The organism is Micromonospora sonchi (genome assembly GCF_014646235.1).
Taxonomy (GTDB): domain Bacteria; phylum Actinomycetota; class Actinomycetes; order Mycobacteriales; family Micromonosporaceae; genus Micromonospora; species Micromonospora sonchi.
In genome coordinates this window covers 40,089-58,292 of record NZ_BMNB01000031.1, presented here as the reverse complement: position 1 = coordinate 58,292, position 18,204 = coordinate 40,089, and the positions used below count along the sequence as shown (strand labels likewise).

The following is an 18,204-nucleotide window of genomic DNA, read 5'->3' as shown; positions in this document are numbered from 1 at the left end:
CGGACGGACCGTCTCCGCCATTTGCGGCGAGTTTCGTCAGGCCGGGCCCATCCCCTGAAATCGTTATCGACCAATCGCTGAGTGGACGAGTGACGCGAGACGGGCCGTACCGTCGCACTGTCGGCCGGACTCGTCCGATGGTGCGTGGTCGGGGGAGGGAAGGCGAGCGGTGACCGCGGCACCTGAGCCGGCCCCGATGGGATTTGCACCGGGAGTGGCCTAGGCTTGCCGCGGTAGCTCGGCGCTGCTCTGAAGAGGACTGAGGTGCGATCGTGGTGGACGGTAAGGCCGTGGCGGGCACTGAGAAGAACAGGCCTACCTTGGACACCGGGATGCCGCAGACGGCTCGGATCTGGAACTACCTGCTCGGCGGCAAGGACAACTTCGCCGCCGACCGCGAGGTCGGTGACGAGATCATCACCAACCTGCCGCACCTCGCCGAGAACGCTCGCCTGTCGCGGGCCTATCTCACCCGAGCGGTGCGCTACCTGGCCGGTGCGGCCGGCATCCGGCAGTTCCTCGACATCGGCACCGGCCTGCCCACCGCCGACAACACCCACGAAGTGGCGCAGTCGGTCAACCCGCAGGCACGCATCGTGTACGTCGACAACGACCCACTGGTGCTGACGCACGCCCGGGCGTTGCTGGTGGGTACGCCCGAGGGCGCCACCGACTACATCGATGTGGATCTCCGGGACACCGAGACCATTCTCCGGGAGGCGTCGCGGACGTTGGACCTGAGCCAGCCGGTCGCCCTCATCCTGATGGGCATCCTCGGTCACATCGAGTCGGACGTCGAAGCGAAGTCGATCATCGACGGCATCATGGCCCGGCTGCCCTCCGGCAGCTACCTGGCGATGTACGACGGCAGCGACACCAGCGAGGCGGTCACCGAGGCCGTGCGGATCTGGAACCTCTCCGCCAACCCCAGGTACCACCTGCGTAGCCCGGCGCGGATCGCGGCCCTCTTCGACGGCCTGGAACTGGTCGAGCCCGGCGTCGTCTCGGTCACCCGCTGGCGGCCCGAGGGCGCGGACTCCCCGACCAAGGAGATCGACCAGTACTGCGCGGTCGGCCGCAAGCCGTAACTCGCCCACGGGCGGAAGCCCCGGCACCGTGGGTCGCAGGTCGCGGCGGTTGGACTGGCCGCCCACGCTGCTCGGCGACCATCGGCGTTTACGGGCGTGTCGATCCGGAGGTCTCGGGCCTCGACGAGGGGGCCCGGTCCGCAGGCTCGGCCTGCTGCGCCTCGATCGCCCGGATGTGCCGGTACGCGAACCACAGCGGTGGGAACGCCCCAACCGCGAAGGACAGGTCCACGATCGTCCAGAACCACGGGATCTCCCGGAGCGGCCCACAGATCAGCGCCAGCGGCACGATTCCGATGCAGGCGATCATGCCGAGCTGGACCACCCAGACGTTGCGCACCGGGTCGCGCAGCGGCCCCCAGAACGCCACCGCGAGCACCAGGTGGGCGAACGCGAGCCAGTCGGTCCCGTACCGCATGAACGGGTAGCGGTCTCCGGTTTCGACCAGCCCGGTGTGCACCCGTTCGATCCAGCCGACCAACGCCGGTAGCTGCTCGGCGAGTGGGTCGACCGCCCGCAGCAGCCAGCGCATCTCGATCTCGAGCGGGAACGCGGTCACCCCGCTGACGAAGAGCCCCACCACCACGATCCACAGCCAGCGGCGGGTCCACCGCAGACGCTCCTCGACATCCATGACAGCAGGTTAGCGACGGTGTTCACTGTGCCGAGATCCGCCCTCGCTGCCGAGCCTCAACGGCAGACGGCCGTGACGACGACCGGCGACTGCGCCAGCATCGGCGGCCATGTTCCCTGCGAGAACGGGCGACTTGACGCCCGCGGGCGTTGTGCGGGGAAGATCTCGTGCGAGTCTTCCCGCATAGCGTCGGATCCGGGTGGAGTCGTTCGTAGAGCAGGCGAGAGGCGGCTGGACGAGGCCGCCGGGACGAGGGAGTCATGGGATGACGCGGTACCTGATTTCGTTCAATGACGGCGCGATGGATCACATCCCCGACGAGGATTGGCCCGACGTGGGCAAGGCCTCGCACGCGGTGGTCCAGGAGGCCGTGGACGCCGGCGTGTTTGTGTTCGGCGCTGGGCTCGAACGCCAGAGGGCGAGCGTCGTGGCCACGGACGGGATGGTCACCGATGGCCCGTACCCGGAGGCCAAGGAGGTCATTGGCGGGTTCGTGGTCATCGACGTGGCCTCACGCGAGGAGGCACTGACGTGGGCTGCCAAGATTGCCGGCGCTTGCCGCTGCGCCCAGGAGGTCCGGGAGCTCATGCCCGATCCCGAAACAGACGCGATGCTTCGCCGCGCTGACAGGTGATGATGACGGTCCGACGATGCCGGATCGAGGAAGACTCGCCACGTCGGAGCAAGACTTGCATGGCCGCGGTTGACGACGCGGGCCGGGGCATCGACCTGGACTAGGACGACGTGACGGTGCCGCGGGGATCGGGCGCGGGGCGAAGCCCGCTTGGACAGTTTCCGTTCAGCCCGGGCTCCTCGACGCGGCGGGACTGGTGCATCCCGCCGAGGCTGTCCGACCCGCTTGGGTTCGAGCGGCTCGATCGTCTCGGGCACCTGGCTGGTGTGCGGGGAACTCCGCAGCCAGTTGATCGACTCCGTTTCGTCGGTACGGGGGTGTCCGATCGGTTGGGACACCGCCGTTACGGCGGAACGGCGATCGGCGATGATCAGGTGCGCGCGGCCCCGCGCGTAGGCCCACGGGTTGCGGCATCGCGTGGCAGGGCCGCGAGTTGCGGTGTCCAGTGCGACGTCGCCGGTCGCGGATCTGGTCTCATCGTCCGGCCGCCTGACGCGCCAGGACCCGATCCCGCCGCCTCCGCCCGATTGCCGGTCGCCCTAAATATGTCAGGGTGACATGACGCCTGTTCTGGATGTGCCTCTGGCCGGGCGACCCGGCGTTTCTCTGCGAGCCCCCCGGAACGGAAACTGTCCAAGATCTATGAGTAGGTGTGGCGTGCGCAGTGGCGTTCCGGTCGGGCTCACGGTCGTGAGCTTGCGGGTGGGTGGCGTCCGTCGTCCGCCGTTGGCAGGATGATTCCCGTCGCGGCACCGACGGCGGCCGCCCCACCGTGGATGTCGCCCGCTACCAACAGTGCCGCAGCGGCGAGCAGGCTTACCGCCGCGGGGATCCGGGTCGCGCGGTTGCTGGAGATGAGGGCCACGGCGGCGACCGAAGCGGCCAGACCGAACACGGCGTCTGAAGGCCTGACCCGACGATCACGTATGGCGGATTTTGCGGATCGCCAGCCGGATGCCCTGGTGAATCAACACGCCCACGCCGGTGTTGGCTATGGCGAGCCCAGCCGCGCCGAGCAGTTCCGGCCCGACATTCATCACGTCGCCGGCGACCAGCAGGACCGGCCATCCCAGCGCGGCGGCGATGAGCGACAACCGCCACCAGCGGCCGCACAGGAGGCCGAACAGGATCAGTGCCGGGATCATCGCGAGCGACCTCCTCTTCCGCTGCTTTCCAACGTACGCCCAGAGGACGAGCATGTGATGGCTGAGAAGCTGTGGGGCGGGCGCGGCGTGACACCTCAGGGGTCGCGCTTCGCGAACACGGTCCAGCCGGTCCAGCCCCGCTCGGCGACCAGTTCCCGCAGCCGCGCGACGGCGGGGTGGGCGGCGTCGGCGAACGAGTCCATCAGGCGGATGAACGCCGCATCGGGCATGACCTCGGTCTGCTGGTCCAGTTCGCCGCTGACTGCGGCCTGCTCGAGTAGCTCGCTCATCAGGTCGGCCGTTTCTCGCAGCAGCTTCTCGTCCGTCCAGTCCTCTGCGATCCGACCGATGAGCCGGTAGAGCCGGACGACCTTCGGGTTGGCCAGCTGGGTCACCTTGTCGGTCATCAACATCGGGATCGATTCCGGCCAGCGCGCCGCTATCAGGATCCACGCGTCGCGTTCAGCCTCGATGGCGGCCGCCGGCGCACCGATGGCAGCCAGCCGGTCCAGGTAGTCGACCACCTTTTCAGGAACGGCCAGGGAATCGCCGCAGCCCAACCGCGCGATCCGCCGCCGATGCTCCTGTAGCGCGCGGATCTGCGTACGCAGCTGCCGGTCGATCTCGGCGGACGCGGCGGCGAACGCCTCGGGGTCGGCGTCGAGCAGCTCGCGGACCCGGGCCAGCGGGACGCCGGCCTCGGCCAGGGTCCGGATCCGGATGAGTCGTACGACGGCGTTCGCGTCGTACGACCGGTAGCCGGAGGCGTCGCGCTCCGGCTCCGGAAGCAGTCCGACCTGGTGGTAGTGCCGTACCGCGCGGATGGTCACTCCGGCGTAGGACGCCAGGCGTCCGATCGTCAGCATGGCTTCAGCCTGCATCAGGGAGACCCGTGATCAGCTGATCTTGCGGCGATAGATGGCCATGGCGATGCCGTAGGCGACGATGAGAAGGCCGACGCACCAGGCGAGGGCGATCCAGATGTCGCCACCGACCTGCTGCTGAGCGAACAGGCCGCGGATCGTGTTGACGATCGACGTCACCGGCTGGTGCTCGGCGAAGGCGCGCACTGGGCCGGGCATGCTCTGCGTGGGTACGAAGGCCGAGCTGATGAACGGCAGGAAGATGAGCGGATAGGAGAACGCGCTCGCGCCGTCCACGGATTTCGCGGTCAGGCCCGGGATGACGGCGAGCCACGTCAGCGCGAGGGTGAACAGCATCATGACGCCGGCGACCGCGATCCAGTCCAGCGCTGCGGCACCCGAGCGGAAGCCGATGACGAGGGCGACCAGCACCACCACCACGAGCGAGATCAGGTTGGCGACCAGCGAGGTCAGCACGTGTGCCCACAGCACGGAGGAGCGGGCGATCGGCATGGACTGGAACCGCTCGAAGACGCCACTTCTCATGTCCAGGAAGAGTCGGTACGCGGTGTAGGAGATGCCGGAGGCGACCGTGATGAGCAGGATGCCGGGCAGCAGGTAGTTCACGTATCTGTCCGACCCGGTCTGGATCGCGCCGCCGAACACGTAGACGAACAGCAGCAGCATCGCGATCGGCGTGATCGCGGTCGTGATGATGGTGTCCGGGCTGCGGCTGATGTGGCGCAGGGACCGCCCCAGCAGGACCGCGGTGTCGCCGAAGAAGTGCCTGGTCATTGGAGCTCCTTCGGTCCGTCGGGGCTGGCGGCGGCTACCGTGCTGTCGGTGCCCTCGGCACCGACGATGGCGAGGAAGACCTCCTCGAGGGTCGGCTGCTTCTCGACGTACTCGACCTTGGCCGGCGGAAGCAACTGCTTGAGCTCGGAAAGGGTGCCGTCGGCGATGATGCGCCCCCTGTGCAGGATCGCGATCCGGTCGGCGAGTTGTTCGGCCTCGTCGAGGTACTGCGTGGTGAGCAGCACCGTCGTGCCCTGCCGGGCGAGTTCCCGGACGGCCTGCCACACCTCGAGACGCGCCTGTGGGTCAAGCCCGGTCGTCGGTTCGTCGAGGAAGATCACCGGTGGGTTGCCGATGAGGCTCATCGCGATGTCGAGACGGCGGCGCATGCCACCCGAGTACGTCGACACCCTGCGGTTGGCCGCGTCGGTCAGCGAGAAGCGGGCCAGCAGGTCATCCGCGATCCGGCCCGGGTCCCGCAGATGCCGCAACCGGGCGATCAGCACCAGGTTCTCCCGCCCGCTGAGGATCTCGTCGACGGCCGCGAACTGTCCCGTCAGGCTGATCGACTCCCGCACCTTCGCCGCCTGCCTGGCGACGTCGAAGCCGATGACGCTGGCCGTCCCCGCGTCCGGTTTGAGCAGCGTGGACAGGATCCGCACGACGGTGGTCTTGCCCGCCCCGTTGGAGCCGAGCAGCGCGAATACGCTGCCCCGCGCCACGTCGAAGGTCACGCCGCGCAACACGCGCAGCTCCTGGTAGGACTTCGCCAGGCCCTGGACCTGGATCGCCGGCCCGCGGACCTGCCCGGTTGTCGTCTGGTTGATGGACATGACGCCAGCATGCGGGGTTGACGCTGCGTCAAGGTCAAGCCCGCGAGCGAGGCGGGCCGCCGACGGCGCTATCGTGAGCCTCATGGCCCGCGCGCACCTCACCATCGACCCGGCCTTCACCATCGGTCCGGTCCGTCGCCGGCTCTTCGGCGGTTTCGTCGAACACCTCGGTCGCCACATCTACGACGGCATCCACGAGCCCGGGCACCCGAGCGCCGGACCGGACGGGTTCCGCCGCGACGTGATCGAGCTGGTCAAGGAGCTCGGCGTCAGCACGGTCCGGTACCCGGGTGGCAATTTCGTGTCCGGCTACAACTGGGAGGACGGCGTGGGGCCGGTGGCCGAGCGCCCCCGCCGGCTCGATCTCGCCTGGCACTCCACCGAGACCAACCAGGTCGGCCTGCACGAGTTCCAGCGCTGGCTCGATCTGGTGGGCAGCGAGCTGATGCTCGCCGTCAACCTCGGCACCCGAGGCCCGAAGGAGGCCGTCGAGCTGCTCGAGTACGCCAACGTGCCGGCCGGCACCGCCCGCGCCGCCCAGCGGGCCGCCGACGGCCGGGAGGCGCCGTTCGGCGTCGCCATGTGGTGTCTCGGTAACGAGATGGATGCCCCCTGGCAGCTTGGCCACCGCGACGCCGAGGACTACGGCAAGCTCGCGGCGATGACGGCGAAGGCGATGCGGCAGGTGGACCGGGACCTGGAGCTGGTCGCCTGCGGGTCGTCCGGGCGCGGCATGCCGACGTTCGGTGAGTGGGAACGCGTCGTCCTGACGCACGCGTACGACGATGTCGACTACATCTCCTGCCACGCGTACTACCAGGAGCACGACGGTGATCTCGCGAGCTTCCTCGCCTCCGGCGTGGACATGGACGCCTACATCGAGTCGGTGATCGCGACCGCCGACCACGTACGCGCGGTCAAGCGGTCACCCAAGCGCATCGACATCTCGTTCGACGAGTGGAACGTCTGGTATCTCACCCGGTGGCAGGAGCAAGCCCGCCATTTCACCATCGACGAGTGGCCGGTGGCGCCGCGCCTGCTCGAAGATCGGTACAACGTCGCGGATGCGGTCGTCCTCGGCGGTCTGCTGATCTCGCTGCTCAACCACGCCGACCGGGTCACCTCGGCGAACCTCGCACAGTTGGTCAACGTGATCGCGCCGATCATGACCGAGCCGGGCGGACCGGCCTGGCGGCAGACGACGTTCTTCCCGTTCTCGGTGACCTCGCACGCCGCCCGCGGCGACGCGCTGCGGGTCGCGGTCGACGCCGACGCGACGGACACCGCGACCCACGGCTCGGTGCCGGTGGTGGCGGCGGCCGCGACCAGCGAGGGTTCCTCGCTCTCGGTGTTCCTGCAGAACCGGCACCTCACCGAGGCGACGACGGTGACGATCGACCTGAGCGCGTTCCAGCCGACCGGTGCGGTCTCGGCCCGGGGAATCTGGGACACCGACGTACGCGCCGCCAACGACCTGCGGGACACGCAACGGGTGGGGTTGCGGACGAACGACACCGCGCGACTCTCCGACGGCCTGCTCACCGTCGAGCTGCCGCCGGTGTCGTGGACCGCGCTGACGATCGCCTGACCGGCCGGGGCGGCGGTGGTCCTGACCGGCCGGGGCGGCGGTGTCCTGCCCGGCCGGTCAGCGTGGTCAGAGCCCGGCTGCGGCGTCGTACCGCCGGCGTAGCTCGGCCATTTCCGAGGCGCCCACCGCCTCCTTGAGCGCCGGCTCGAGGTACTTGGCCGGGAACATCTGCCGCAGCCGGTCGACGAAGATGACGTCCTCGGTCGCCTCGACCACCTGGATGCCGGGCGGTTGGGTGGACAGGTCCATGATGAGCGGGCCGGCCAGCTTGACCGCCACGTCCCAGGGGCGCTGCGGCTCGGCGATCCCGCAGAGGTGGAAGGCGTAGACCGTCTGCACGTCGGCGAGCGTGGTCACGTCGGCCGGCTCGTAGCCGTAGACGTGCACCCCGCAGATCACCGGCGGCTTCGCCTCCCCCTCGGCGGTCACCTGCTGGCCATGGTGCGCGTGGTTGTGTTGCCCCGGGTCCGCCTGTTCGAGGATGGTCCGCATCCGGGTCACGACCTGCGCGTGCACATCCGCCGGCTCCGCCTTCGAGCCGGCCGAGTTGACCAGTGCGACCGCGCCGACCGACACCGTCAGCAGGATCACCGCCACCCACACGAAGCGGTTTCGATACCACCCCGCGGAACTCTCCCGGGAAATCATGTTTGCTTCTCACCTCGTCGCCGGTTCTGGTGCGTTGGCAGACCGCATCGGGACATCTGCCCGGGTACATGTGCCCGTCGTCATGGAGATGGCCCGGTGATGCGGCGCGCGACCGTCTGCCAAACCGGCGCGCTGCCGGCACTGCGATGCTCCCGTGCTGGCCGTTCCCAACGCGGTTGCCCCCGCGCTGCGGCGATGTGAGTCATTCCAACACGTTTGGCCCCGCCCCGGCAACATCGACGCCCCTCAGCGTCGTCGGGTATGAAGAGGATCCGTGCCCAGCGAGCAGGTGCTTTTCTGGTTGAGCGTCATGTCACTGTGAAATATTTATGTCCGTGTGACATCACGCCTTCAGGAGCGAAGGGCAGCCCGCCGCTGTCGGCCGGTCCGCACGCGGACTCACGCCGAGGGGCGTGGGCCGAACTGCATGCGGGCGAGCGTGAGCAGCATGACGACCGTGCCGCCGAGCAGGGGCAGCCAGGACCAGGCCCAACCGGCGCTGAGACCGAGCACCACGAAGGCGGCGATCGCGACCAGCCAGATGGCGGCCGTGTAGAGCCCGAACCGGGCGGCGGTGGCCGGGTCCTCGGAGAATCGGTCGGAAAGGTGGTGATTCGCCGCCATCCGCAGCACCCACGGCTTGTGCCGATTGGTCTGGGTGCCGCCGAGGTAGGTGAAGAACACCACCGACGCGACCGCCGCGAGCGCTCCGCCGAGCAGCCACGGCAGGCCGGCACCGGTCAGATGGAGCCAGCCCGCGCCGAGTCCGGCCAGGCCGAGCGCGACGCCGAGACCGTACCCGGCAGCGCGGGCGGTCGGCACCGGATAGCTGATCGACGTCTCCTGGCGCAGCGCGTCCGCGGTGCCGGCACCGGCCGCGACCGCGACGACGGCGACCGCGAGCGGCAGCCACCCTGACGGTACGGCGATGTCGGTCGCCGCCAGCACCAGCAGGACGAGCCCGGCGACGCCGAGTACGGCCAGCAGCGCCGTGCGGACCAGGAACCCGGGAGCGGGGCGTACCCGGTGCCGCGCCCATTCCGCGCTCGCCTCGTCGCGGCCGGACGCCGGAGTGGCGTCGAGCAGTGGTGCCAGGTCGCCGAGTTCCGTGATGGCCTGGCGGGCGGCGGTGGTGGGGGAGTGGCCGGTGTCGACCAGTTCGCCGACGCGGGCGACCAGGTTGGCTCGGATCTCCTCCTTGAGGTCCTGCCGCTCCGGGCTCATTGCAACCCCGGCGAACGCCTCGTCGAGGAGGCGGTGGATGTCCAGGGTGGCGTCGGTGGGGTGTGGGGTGTTCATGCGGGCTGCCCTCCAGATGGGTTGTCGGCCCGGCCGGCCAGGTCGAGCAGGGTGTCGATGAGGTCGCGGGTCACCGTCCAGGCCGCCACGTTGCGCTGGAAGACGGCCCGGCCGGCGTCGGTGATGCGGTAGTACTTGCGTCGGCCGCCCTGGGTCTCGTCACCCCAGTACGACTCGATGAGCCCGTCGCGGGCGAGCCGGCGGTAGCTGGCGTAGAGGGTGGCTTCCTTGATCTCGTGCCGGCCGCCGGTGCTGTCCCGGATCCGCTTGAAGATCTCGAAGCCGTAGCTGTCGGTGCGGCGCAGGATCCCCAGCACGATCGTGTCGGTGTGACCGCGTAGCAGGTCGGCGGCGAGCACCTCGTCGTCGGAGAGAGTGGACTTATCTACCACGACAAGTACTGTATCAGATCAAATACTTGTCCGCGTCGCCGCGAGTGGCCGCACCGGCGTCCGGCCTCAGCGAGCCTCGGGCAACCAGGGTTCGAGTACGGCGGGATCGGCGACCGCCAGCCGTACCCGCGCCAGTTCCTCGGCGGTCAGTGGCAGGGCGCGCAGCCGGGCACCCCACCCGGGCACGAGGTCCGGCTTCTCCAGCGCGGCCGACAGCTCGATCAACGCGGCGAGTGCCAGTGCCTGCTCGACGGTGGGTGCCGCTTCACCGTGCCGGCGCAGGCCCGAGTTCAGCGCCCGGAAGGAGGCCAGGTCGTCGCGCTTGAACTCGCGCAGGATGCGCGCGTTGTCCAGGACCCGGGCCAGTCCCGACAGCCGCGGCGATCCGCCGTACTCCAACTCGGACGGTTCGTCGCGGCGAATGAAGATGATGGTGTTGCCGGACGGGTCGACGATGCTGAAGCGTGACGCCCCGGGCCGGTAGCGGGTGATCCGGGGCAGTCCGCGGGCGAGCACCTTGCCGTACGCGGCGCGCATCGCCGTGGTGAACGCGCCATGGTACGGCGCGACCGCGTCGACCATCACCAGGGCGCCGCAGCCGCTCTCGGTCGGCGTGTCGATCCCGTGGGGTGCCCGGCCGTAGTGCAGCTCGAAGCCACTGTAGTGAAAGGCCAGGTAGAGGTAGGGCTTGCGCTGCTCCCAGGTCACCGCGAAACCGAGCGCCCGCCAGAAGGTGAGCGTTTCATCCACCGCCACGCAGGGCAGCAACGGCACGGCGGACTCGTTCGGCTGGATCCGCTCTTCGGTGGTCATCGATGTGCTCCCGGTCCGGTTGGCGTCCCGCTCAGTGTGGCCGGTCCACGTCGTAGTACCGGTACACCTGGGGTGGGGTGGGCCGAGGCGGACCTGATCTGCGCCGGCAGACGCAACGTTCACCCACCGCCCACCCGACCCGGCAACTCCATCGCCTCCCGGAGCTTCGGTAGCGTTGCTCACGAAACGAGCCCGCACCGTTGGGGGCGCCGCAGCGTGGGTGTTTGTCCCCATGGCGGGCGTCCACCCTTGACCCGCTGGAGATCGAAACAGTGAACTCGTCCGAGCAGCCCACGCCCCCTTCGGTCCGCCAGTTGCGGCTGGTGGTCGAAGCCGACGACTACGAGGCGGCGGTGGCCTTCTATCGAGACGTGCTCGGCCTGCCGGAGCAGGCCGCCTTCTCCAGCGGCGACGAGGCCCGAGTGGTGATCCTGGACGCCGGACGCGCCACCCTGGAAATCGCCAATCCGGCACAGAAGCGGATGATCGACGACGTCGAGGTGGGACGGCAGGTCGCGCCCCGACTGCGCGTGGCATTCGAGGTCGACGACACCGCAGGCACCACCGGCCGCCTGGTAGCCGCGGGTGCCACCCAGGTCGCCCCGCCCACCACCACGCCATGGCAGTCGGTCAACGCCCGCCTGGACGCGCCGGCCGGCCTGCACATCACGATCTTCCAAGAGCAGCGTACGCTCGACGAGCGCGCCACGCTCGACGGCTTCGGCACCGAGAATTAGTTGACCAAGAGGTTTTGGTCTCTGACAGGCGTATCGCGAGACGCAAACCTCTTGATCAGCAGGTAGTGGTGGCGGCAATGCTTCTGCCGGGCGGGCGGCAGTCACAGGGACCGGCGGTGCAACCGGGCGGACAGGCCGGGGGAGCGGCGGTGACCGTCGCTCGTGCCACGCCACATGCGCCACAGGATCGGGCCGGAGTCGGGTAGCGCCATGCTGGGGCCCGTGGTGTAACCGTGGCGTCGGTAGAACCGCCGGTTACGCAGGGTGGTGGCCGCCAGGTACGCGGGCAGGTTGCGCTGCCCGAGCCGACGATGATGCGCCGCGAGCAGGGCGCTGCCGAGGCCCTGACGCTGCCGTCGCGGGTCAACGGCAAGGAGGGCGAGATAGTGATGCGGCTGCTCGGGCTGCCAAGCGCCTAACATCTCCTCGAGCAGCAGGAACTTCAACGCATGACCACCGGCGATCGCGTCCAGCGCGGCACGCCGCTCGTCCGAGCTGGCCGCGCAACCCTCGGCCACCGCACCTGTCGGTGGTGCTGAGCGAGGCGGTCATCCGTCAAGCCGTCGGCGGGCCGAAGGTGATGGCCGCCCAGCTTCAGCACCTGCTCGACGTGACCCTCTCGCCCAGCGTGCAGCTCCGGGTGCTTCCGCTGGCTGCCGGCGCGCACGCCGGCATGACTTCCGGGTTCATCGCCCTGGAGTTCCCGAAAGTGCCCGGCACCTCGGAACCTCTTGAACCTCCGTTGGTCTACGTCGACAGCCTCACCGGCGCGCTCTACCTTGACAAGGGGGGGACCGGATCGTGGCGAGGGACCGGTTACAGCGGACTGCCGTAGCGTTGGTCAGGCGGGATAGAGGCGGGCCATCGCCTGGATCGTCGCTGCCATGTGGGTGACGAGCTGGGTGGGAGCGAGGACCTGAACGTCCGGTCCGAGGCGGAGCAGAGTTGCGACGGCGTGTGGCACGTTCTCCAACGGGACCGTCGCTTGTCGCCAGCCGTCGGGGTCGGCGGGAGTGAGGGTACGCAGTGCCAGCCGGGCGGCCTTCGGTCCGAGTGCGTCGGGCAGGGCGCTGACTCCGGCCGGTGTCAGTCGTACGGTGGCCACCTCGTCGGTGTCGGCCTGCTCGTAGCGTTCGACGTGCGCGTGCCAGAACGCGGCCAGATCGAAGCCGTCCGGTCGGGTGAACCGCTCGGGTAGCGGTCGCAGGCTCACGATCGCGGAGACGCGGTAGGTGCGTGGCTGACCATGCGCGGCGGCGATCAGGTACCAGACGCCCGCCTTGAGGACGAGACCCAGCGGGTGCAGCCGTCGGGTGACCTCGCCCGGCCGGGGCGACCAGCGCCGGTACTGGACCTCGATGGCCTGGTCCTGCCAGAGGGCGTCGGCGACGGCGAGCAGGTGCGGCACCGCGTCGGGCTCGTGGTACCAGCCCGGGGCGTCGAGGTGGAAGCGCTGCCGGATGCGGATCGAGGCATCCCGGTACGGGATCGGCAGCGCCGCCATCAGCTTGAGTTCGGCGGCGGCCACCTGGGCACCGAGACCCAGCTCGGCGGCGGGTTGCGGCATGCCGGTCAGGAACAGCGACTCGGCCTCGTCGGCGGTCAGCCCGGTCAGTCGGGTGCGGTAGCCCGCCATGAGCTGGTATCCGCCGGTCGGGCCGTGCTCGGCGTAGATCGGCACGCCCGCTGCGGCGAGGGCCTCCACGTCGCGGTAGACCGTCCGGGAGGTCACGCCGAGTTCCGCAGCCAGGTGCGCGGCGCTCATCCGGCCCCGGTTCTGCAGCAGCAACAGCAGGGACAGCAGTCGGCTGGCGCGCATCTGTGAGAGTCTGCCACGCCACTGACAGGAGCTGTCAGGGGTAGTCCGCGATGATCGTCGCTATGAACGATTTTGACTTTCTCGTCGGCTCGTGGAACGTGGCCAACCGCCGACTCCGGACCCTGTTCGTCGGCAGCGACGAATGGGAGACCTTCCCCAGCACGGTGACCTGCCAGTCGATCTTCAACGGCGGCGGGAACACCGAGGAGATCGACTTCCCGACGCTCGGCAGCCGCGGCTTCACCCTGCGCCTGTTCGACACCGAGCGCAAGGAGTGGTCGCTCTACTGGGCGGACAGCCGCAGCGGCCGGCTCTTCCCGCCGGTGGTGGGCACCTTCACCGACGGCCGCGGCGACTTCTTCGGCGACGACACACACGACGGAAAGCCGATCAGAGCGCACTTCATCTGGTCCGACATCACGCCCACCTCGGCGCGCTGGGAGCAGGAGTTCTCCGCCGACGGCGGGCAGACCTGGGAATCGAACTGGGTCATGGAGTTCACCCGCGAATTGTCAACATTGCCAGGATTGCCTGTGCCCTGACGGCAGGTGGCGGTGACGACGACGGGTGCCTGCGCCAGCGTTGGCGGTCGGCAGTCACCGGGTGTCGCCGGCCGCCAGGCCGCGGCCGCGTTGTAGGTCCCGCTGAACGGCCGGTAGGTCTCCCATCGGGAGAGGTCGTTTCCGCCGTCCAGGCTGCTGGCGAGCATCACACCGGGGACATGGCGCTGGGTCTCGATCAGCAGCCTCTGCATGCCGATCACCGGATAGCCGAGCGCGGAGCATGCCTGGTCCCCGTCTCGCCAGCACGTCCAGGCCAGCGCGGGATCGTCGATCGCCCGGTCCGGGTGGGGCGTCGAGAACAGGTCGAACACGACCGATTCGTAGGAGCCCAGCCTTGAACCGACGCTCGCCCAGAAGTCGAGGGCGTATGTGGCGTGCGGCATCGGCTTGGCGCAGACCGCCCGCTCCTCCCGGCAGATCGCACCCGGGCCGGTGTACCGGCCGTGACTCCAGGCGAGCGCGACGATCGGCGTGATGCCGACGGCCCTCAGCCGATGTACGTACGCGGCCACCTCCTGCTGATACGGCTCGCCGCCGTAGCGCCGCTGGACGTACGGCAGGCCGAGCCAGCAGGCTTCGTTGAGCGGGATGTACACCGCCTTGACGCCGCGGCTGGCGAGCCGGGCGACGGTGGTCGCGTCGACCAGACCGTCCCAGATGCCCTGCCCATGTACGCATCGGGACTCCGCGCCGGTGCGCGTGAGAGGTGCCAGCCGGCGGGGAGCTGCCGCTTCGATGACCGGGGAGATGCCCCAGAGCTTGTCGCGTACCACGCTGATGTATGGCGCCTGTCGTTTCTCGCTGGGTGTATATACCCGAATGATCACCGACACGCTGTTCCGCGTTGCGCCTTCGTTGTCGTACGCCCAGGCCTCCAGGCCGTACACGCCCGCCGGCAGGGCGCGCCACTGCGCGGTGTACGGCGCGGTCGTGTCGGTGCCGAGCAGGACGCGTTCCCGCCCGTTGCCCCAGCCGAAGAACTCGACCCGGGTGATCTGTCGACCCGGTGCCGGCGTGGCGGTGGCCTCCGTCATGATCGTCGCCGAGGCGAAGAACGGGTCACCGGCCTCGGGCCGCGTGAGTTCCACGAGCGGCCGGTTCGGGTCCGGCCCGGGACTGGGGCTCACCGTCGAGCTCGGATTGGGGTTCAGCGACGGGCTGGGCGAGGCCCATGGCGGCAGCACGGTCGCACAGGCGATGCCGTTGAGTGTGAAGGCGGACGCGTTGCCAAGCTTGGCCCCGCGTGTCATGACGTAGTCGATGAACACCGGGAAGTCTGCCGGCAACACGTCACCGGGCAGGCCGCGCAGGGTGACCTGCTTGCCGTGCTGCTCCCAGGGCTGCTCCCCGAACAGGTAGCCGACGTGTTTGATCTGCTCGGTCACGTACTGAAGCTGGAACTGGAGCGTCCAGTCGGGCAGTGGCCGACCGACGCTCATGACGCGGATTTGACCGTAGCTCACCGATGCGGAGCTGGAGCGGTGGTGCATCTCCACGGCACACCCGCCGGCGGCGGACGCCGGGAGCATCGCGGCGAGCAGGCCTGAGGCGACGGCGAGCACAGCGATGACCAGATAGACGATCCGGTTTCTCATCGAAATCCCCCGAGCATCGAAAATCATCACTGCGATGGTTGAGCGGGGTGGGGTGGGGTGTCAAGGGATCGAGGTCAGGCGGAGGACGCCGTCTTCGGCGGCGTGTCGTGGTTGGGCGGAAGGTGCCGTGCTCGCGTCGATGCCTTGACAGCGTGGGGTCGTCGGTCGACACTTCGACACAAGCCCAAAGCAGTGATCAACGCCGATGTCGCCGTCGGTGACGTTAGCGCTCACAACCCCGCCGGTGAGGAGAGCCCGATGCCGAGAGTCGCCGCCAGGGTGAGCGCGCTGCTCGCCGCGATCTGCCTGCTGTTGCTGCCCGCCGCGCAGGCGCCCGGGGCCGAGGCCGCCGCGCTCGACCCGTTCACCGGCTATCTGCTGGCCCACTTCACCGGTGAGTCCGCCAACGGCGAGCAGATCTACCTCGCGCACAGCCGCGACGGGCTGACCTGGCGGGACCTGAACAACGGCTCGCCCGTGCTGCTCTCCACGCTCGGCACGCGCGGCGTCCGGGACCCGGCGCTGGTCCGCTCGCCCGCCGGCGACCGGTACTGGATCGTCGCCACCGACCTGCGCATCGCCAGCGGCACCTCGTGGAGCGACGCGGCGAACCGGGGCAGCACCTCGCTGGTCGTGTGGGAGTCCCGTGACCTGGTGAACTGGTCCGCTCCCTGGCTGATCAACGTGGCCGGCGCGATCCCGGGCGCCGGCAACGCCTGGGCGCCGGAGGCCATCTACAACTCGGCGACCGGCGACTACGTGCTCTACTGGGCGACGAACTCACCGCGCAACGGCGTCACCAAGAACCGGATCTGGTACGTGCGCACCAGCGACTTCCGCACCTTCACCGCCCCGCAGCTGTTCATCGACCGTCCCGGCAGCCAGGGCATCATCGATACCCAGATCATCGAGGTGCCCAACAGCATCGGCGGCTACCGCTACTACCGGGCCTCAGCCGACGGGCACATCCCGATCGAGGCCAGCAACTCGATCCTCGGGTCCTGGACCAGCCTGGGGAACCTGTCGCACCTGGGCATCTCCAACGGCACCGGCGGCGGCAACGTCGTCGAGGGGCCGATGTGGATGCAGTTCAACGGCCGCAACGAGTGGGCGCTCTACCTGGACCAGTTCGCCACCGGACGCGGGTACATGCCAATCACCTCGACGAACCTGGGCAGCGTCACCAACTTCCGGACCCGCACCGACTACAACATGGGTGCCAGCCGCAAGCGGCACGGCTCGATCATGAACCTGACCGCCGCCGAGGAGAGCCGGGTGCTCGCCCGCTGGCCCTCCACCACCACCGTCAACCGGATCCAGGCGTACACCCACCAGGACCGGTACGTGCGGCACGCCAACTACGACGTACGCATCGACGCCAACGTCAACCCCGCCCAGGACGCCCAGTTCCGGGTGGTGCCCGGCCTGGCCAACAACTCCGGGTACGTGTCGTTCGAGTCCGTCAACCACCCGGGCTACTACCTGCGGCACTACGGTTTCGACTTCGTGCTGGCGGCCAACGACGGCAGCTCGATCTTCGCCGCTGACGCCACGTTCCGGCAGGTCGCCGGGCTGGGCAACGCGGCCTGGTCGTCGTTCCAGTCGTACAACTATCCCGATCGCTACCTCCGGCACTACGACTACCTGCTCCGCCTCGACCCGATCGGCGACACCCAGGCACGCAACGACGCGACGTTCCGCCTCACCTCCTAAGGGCTGACGAGTCTGCGCTTCAGGCGACGGTCCCGACCTCGGCCGTCGGGGAATCGCCGTCCGATCGTGCCCGTGGCCGAGTCAACTGGTCGCGTCCGGTCGGGCGGCTGTCGGTTTCACGGACGAGGAAATGTGGGCGGTGCTTGCTCTCGTAGTAGATACGTCCGATGTACTCGCCGATCACGCCGAGCACCATCAGTTGGATTCCAGCCATCCCGATCACCGCGCTGATCAGCGTCGCGTAGCCGGGCATGTCCACGCCCTCGACCAGCGCGTTGACGATCACCCAGGCGGCGTAGCCGGTGGCCAACAGCGTTTGCAGCAGGCCCGCGTACACGGCGAGGCGGAGTGGCTTGTTGTTGAACGAGAGCATCCCGTCCAGGGCGTAGTTGACCAGCTTGCCGAAGCTCCAGGTGCTGGTGCCGGCCTGTCGTGCCTCGTGACGGAACGTCAGCGTGACGGTGCTGAAGCCGACCCAGGAGAACAGCCCCTTGGAGAAACGGTGGTATTCCGGCAGCGAGAGCAGGGCGTCCACCACCGCCCGCGACAGCAGTCGGAAGTCGCCCGCGCCGTCGTGCAACTGGACATCGACCCAGCGGTTGACCGTCCGGTAGAACAGGCGGGCCGGAATCCGCCGGAGCGCCGGCTCCCCCTGCCGGTCGCGGCACGCGACGACCTGGTCGTAGCCCTGCTTGTGCAGCGCGACCATCTGGGGCAGCAGGTGGGGCGGATGTTGCAGGTCGGCGTCGAGCAGGACGACCGCGTCTCCGTTCGTGCGCTGCAGGCCCGCGAGCATCGCCGCCTCCTTGCCGAAGTTGCGGCTGAACGAGACGTACCGAACGGCCGCGTCACGGGCGGCGAGGCCGCGCAGGGCCGCCAGGGTGCCGTCGGTACTGCCGTCGTCCACGAAGAGGATCTCCACCTCGTCGTCGGGCAGCGCCGCGGCGGCGGCGGTCACCGCCGCATGAAGAGGACCGATGGACGATTCCTCGTTGTAGCACGGCACCACTATCGACAGCCGCACCGTCTGCTCCAATCTGCCTTG

The 18,204-nt window shown here is 69.1% G+C and carries 19 protein-coding genes and 1 pseudogene; 6 read left to right on the top strand and 14 right to left on the bottom strand.

All coding sequences use genetic code 11. From position 1 onward, the window contains the following. The first annotated feature begins 272 nt into the window (after nt 1–272). Nucleotides 273–1,088: an SAM-dependent methyltransferase gene (locus IEY61_RS25395; protein WP_229706435.1), complete on the top strand. Its 816-nt coding sequence runs from the start codon at nt 273–275 to the stop codon at nt 1,086–1,088. An 88-nt stretch (nt 1,089–1,176) separates the two neighbouring features. Here IEY61_RS25395 and IEY61_RS25390 read toward each other — a convergent pair whose 3' ends face one another. Beyond that, a complete protein-coding gene (locus IEY61_RS25390) occupies nt 1,177–1,722 on the bottom strand; it encodes a hypothetical protein (protein WP_189048668.1) in 546 nt (181 codons plus the stop codon). A 265-nt stretch (nt 1,723–1,987) separates the two neighbouring features. Here IEY61_RS25390 and IEY61_RS25385 point away from each other — a divergent pair, with 265 nt between their 5' ends. Continuing rightward, a complete protein-coding gene (locus IEY61_RS25385) occupies nt 1,988–2,356 on the top strand; it encodes a YciI family protein (protein WP_189048666.1) in 369 nt (122 codons plus the stop codon). A gap of 920 nt (nt 2,357–3,276) precedes the next feature. Here the strand turns inward: IEY61_RS25385 and IEY61_RS25380 are convergent. From IEY61_RS25380 to IEY61_RS25365, 4 genes are all read right to left on the bottom strand, one after another. Further along, entirely contained in the window at nt 3,277–3,501 is a 225-nt protein-coding gene (locus IEY61_RS25380) for a hypothetical protein (RefSeq protein WP_189048664.1), read from the bottom strand. 95 nt (nt 3,502–3,596) lie between these two features. Next, nucleotides 3,597–4,367 carry a MerR family transcriptional regulator gene (locus IEY61_RS25375; RefSeq protein WP_189048662.1) on the bottom strand — a complete coding sequence of 257 codons (771 nt, stop codon included), beginning with the start codon at nt 4,365–4,367 and terminating at the stop codon, nt 3,597–3,599. Between the two features lie 30 nt (nt 4,368–4,397). Beyond that, nucleotides 4,398–5,159: an ABC transporter permease gene (locus tag IEY61_RS25370; RefSeq protein ID WP_189048660.1), complete on the bottom strand. Its 762-nt coding sequence runs from the start codon at nt 5,157–5,159 to the stop codon at nt 4,398–4,400. Then, nucleotides 5,156–5,992, bottom strand: coding sequence for an ABC transporter ATP-binding protein (locus IEY61_RS25365; RefSeq protein WP_189048658.1), 837 nt, complete (start codon nt 5,990–5,992; stop codon nt 5,156–5,158). Before IEY61_RS25365 ends, IEY61_RS25370 begins: the two co-directional genes overlap by 4 nt. An 82-nt stretch (nt 5,993–6,074) precedes the next feature. Between IEY61_RS25365 and arfA the strand changes: the two genes are divergently transcribed. Continuing rightward, on the top strand, nt 6,075–7,580 hold the full coding sequence (gene arfA / locus IEY61_RS25360; RefSeq protein WP_189048656.1) for an arabinosylfuranosidase ArfA: 1,506 nt from the start codon (nt 6,075–6,077) through the stop codon (nt 7,578–7,580). Nucleotides 7,581–7,646: 66 nt separating this feature from the next. Here arfA and IEY61_RS25355 read toward each other — a convergent pair whose 3' ends face one another. From IEY61_RS25355 to IEY61_RS25340, 4 genes are all read right to left on the bottom strand, one after another. Beyond that, nucleotides 7,647–8,228 (bottom strand): hypothetical protein, encoded by a 582-nt coding sequence (locus IEY61_RS25355; RefSeq protein WP_189048654.1) that lies wholly within the window; start codon nt 8,226–8,228, stop codon nt 7,647–7,649. A 399-nt stretch (nt 8,229–8,627) separates the two neighbouring features. Further along, complete coding sequence (locus IEY61_RS25350; RefSeq protein WP_189048652.1) at nt 8,628–9,527, bottom strand: permease prefix domain 1-containing protein; 900 nt, start codon at nt 9,525–9,527, stop codon at nt 8,628–8,630. Next, nucleotides 9,524–9,919, bottom strand: coding sequence for a PadR family transcriptional regulator (locus IEY61_RS25345; protein ID WP_189048649.1), 396 nt, complete (start codon nt 9,917–9,919; stop codon nt 9,524–9,526). Before IEY61_RS25345 ends, IEY61_RS25350 begins: the two co-directional genes overlap by 4 nt. A 66-nt stretch (nt 9,920–9,985) precedes the next feature. Next, nucleotides 9,986–10,732, bottom strand: coding sequence for a DUF8817 family protein (locus IEY61_RS25340; protein ID WP_189048647.1), 747 nt, complete (start codon nt 10,730–10,732; stop codon nt 9,986–9,988). 272 nt (nt 10,733–11,004) lie between these two features. On the opposite strand from IEY61_RS25340, the gene IEY61_RS25335 reads away from it, so the two are divergent. After that, a complete protein-coding gene (locus tag IEY61_RS25335) occupies nt 11,005–11,469 on the top strand; it encodes a VOC family protein (RefSeq protein ID WP_229706434.1) in 465 nt (154 codons plus the stop codon). Between the two features lie 101 nt (nt 11,470–11,570). On the opposite strand, the gene IEY61_RS25330 is transcribed toward IEY61_RS25335, so the two are convergent. Next, a complete protein-coding gene (locus IEY61_RS25330) occupies nt 11,571–11,891 on the bottom strand; it encodes a GNAT family N-acetyltransferase (RefSeq protein ID WP_189048694.1) in 321 nt (106 codons plus the stop codon). Nucleotides 11,892–11,962: 71 nt separating this feature from the next. Between IEY61_RS25330 and IEY61_RS25325 the strand changes: the two are divergent. Beyond that, nucleotides 11,963–12,304, top strand: a pseudogene (locus IEY61_RS25325) (DUF5753 domain-containing protein); the annotation flags it as partial. 6 nt (nt 12,305–12,310) lie between these two features. On the opposite strand, the gene IEY61_RS25320 reads toward IEY61_RS25325, so the two are convergent. From IEY61_RS25320 to IEY61_RS25310, 3 genes are read right to left on the bottom strand one after another with little or no spacing between them, the layout of a single operon-like run. Continuing rightward, on the bottom strand, nt 12,311–13,288 hold the full coding sequence (locus tag IEY61_RS25320; RefSeq protein WP_189048645.1) for a helix-turn-helix transcriptional regulator: 978 nt from the start codon (nt 13,286–13,288) through the stop codon (nt 12,311–12,313). A gap of 34 nt (nt 13,289–13,322) precedes the next feature. After that, nucleotides 13,323–13,532, bottom strand: coding sequence for a hypothetical protein (locus IEY61_RS25315; RefSeq protein ID WP_189048643.1), 210 nt, complete (start codon nt 13,530–13,532; stop codon nt 13,323–13,325). Nucleotides 13,533–13,571: 39 nt separating this feature from the next. Continuing rightward, a complete protein-coding gene (locus tag IEY61_RS25310; RefSeq protein ID WP_189048641.1) occupies nt 13,572–15,446 on the bottom strand; it encodes an Ig-like domain-containing protein in 1,875 nt (624 codons plus the stop codon). 258 nt (nt 15,447–15,704) lie between these two features. Between IEY61_RS25310 and IEY61_RS25305 the strand changes: the two genes are divergently transcribed. Beyond that, nucleotides 15,705–17,159, top strand: coding sequence for a glycoside hydrolase family 43 protein (locus IEY61_RS25305; RefSeq protein ID WP_189048639.1), 1,455 nt, complete (start codon nt 15,705–15,707; stop codon nt 17,157–17,159). A gap of 19 nt (nt 17,160–17,178) precedes the next feature. On the opposite strand, the gene IEY61_RS25300 is transcribed toward IEY61_RS25305, so the two are convergent. Next, on the bottom strand, nt 17,179–18,183 hold the full coding sequence (locus tag IEY61_RS25300) for a glycosyltransferase family 2 protein (protein WP_189048637.1): 1,005 nt from the start codon (nt 18,181–18,183) through the stop codon (nt 17,179–17,181). Between the last annotated feature and the right edge of the window lie 21 nt (nt 18,184–18,204).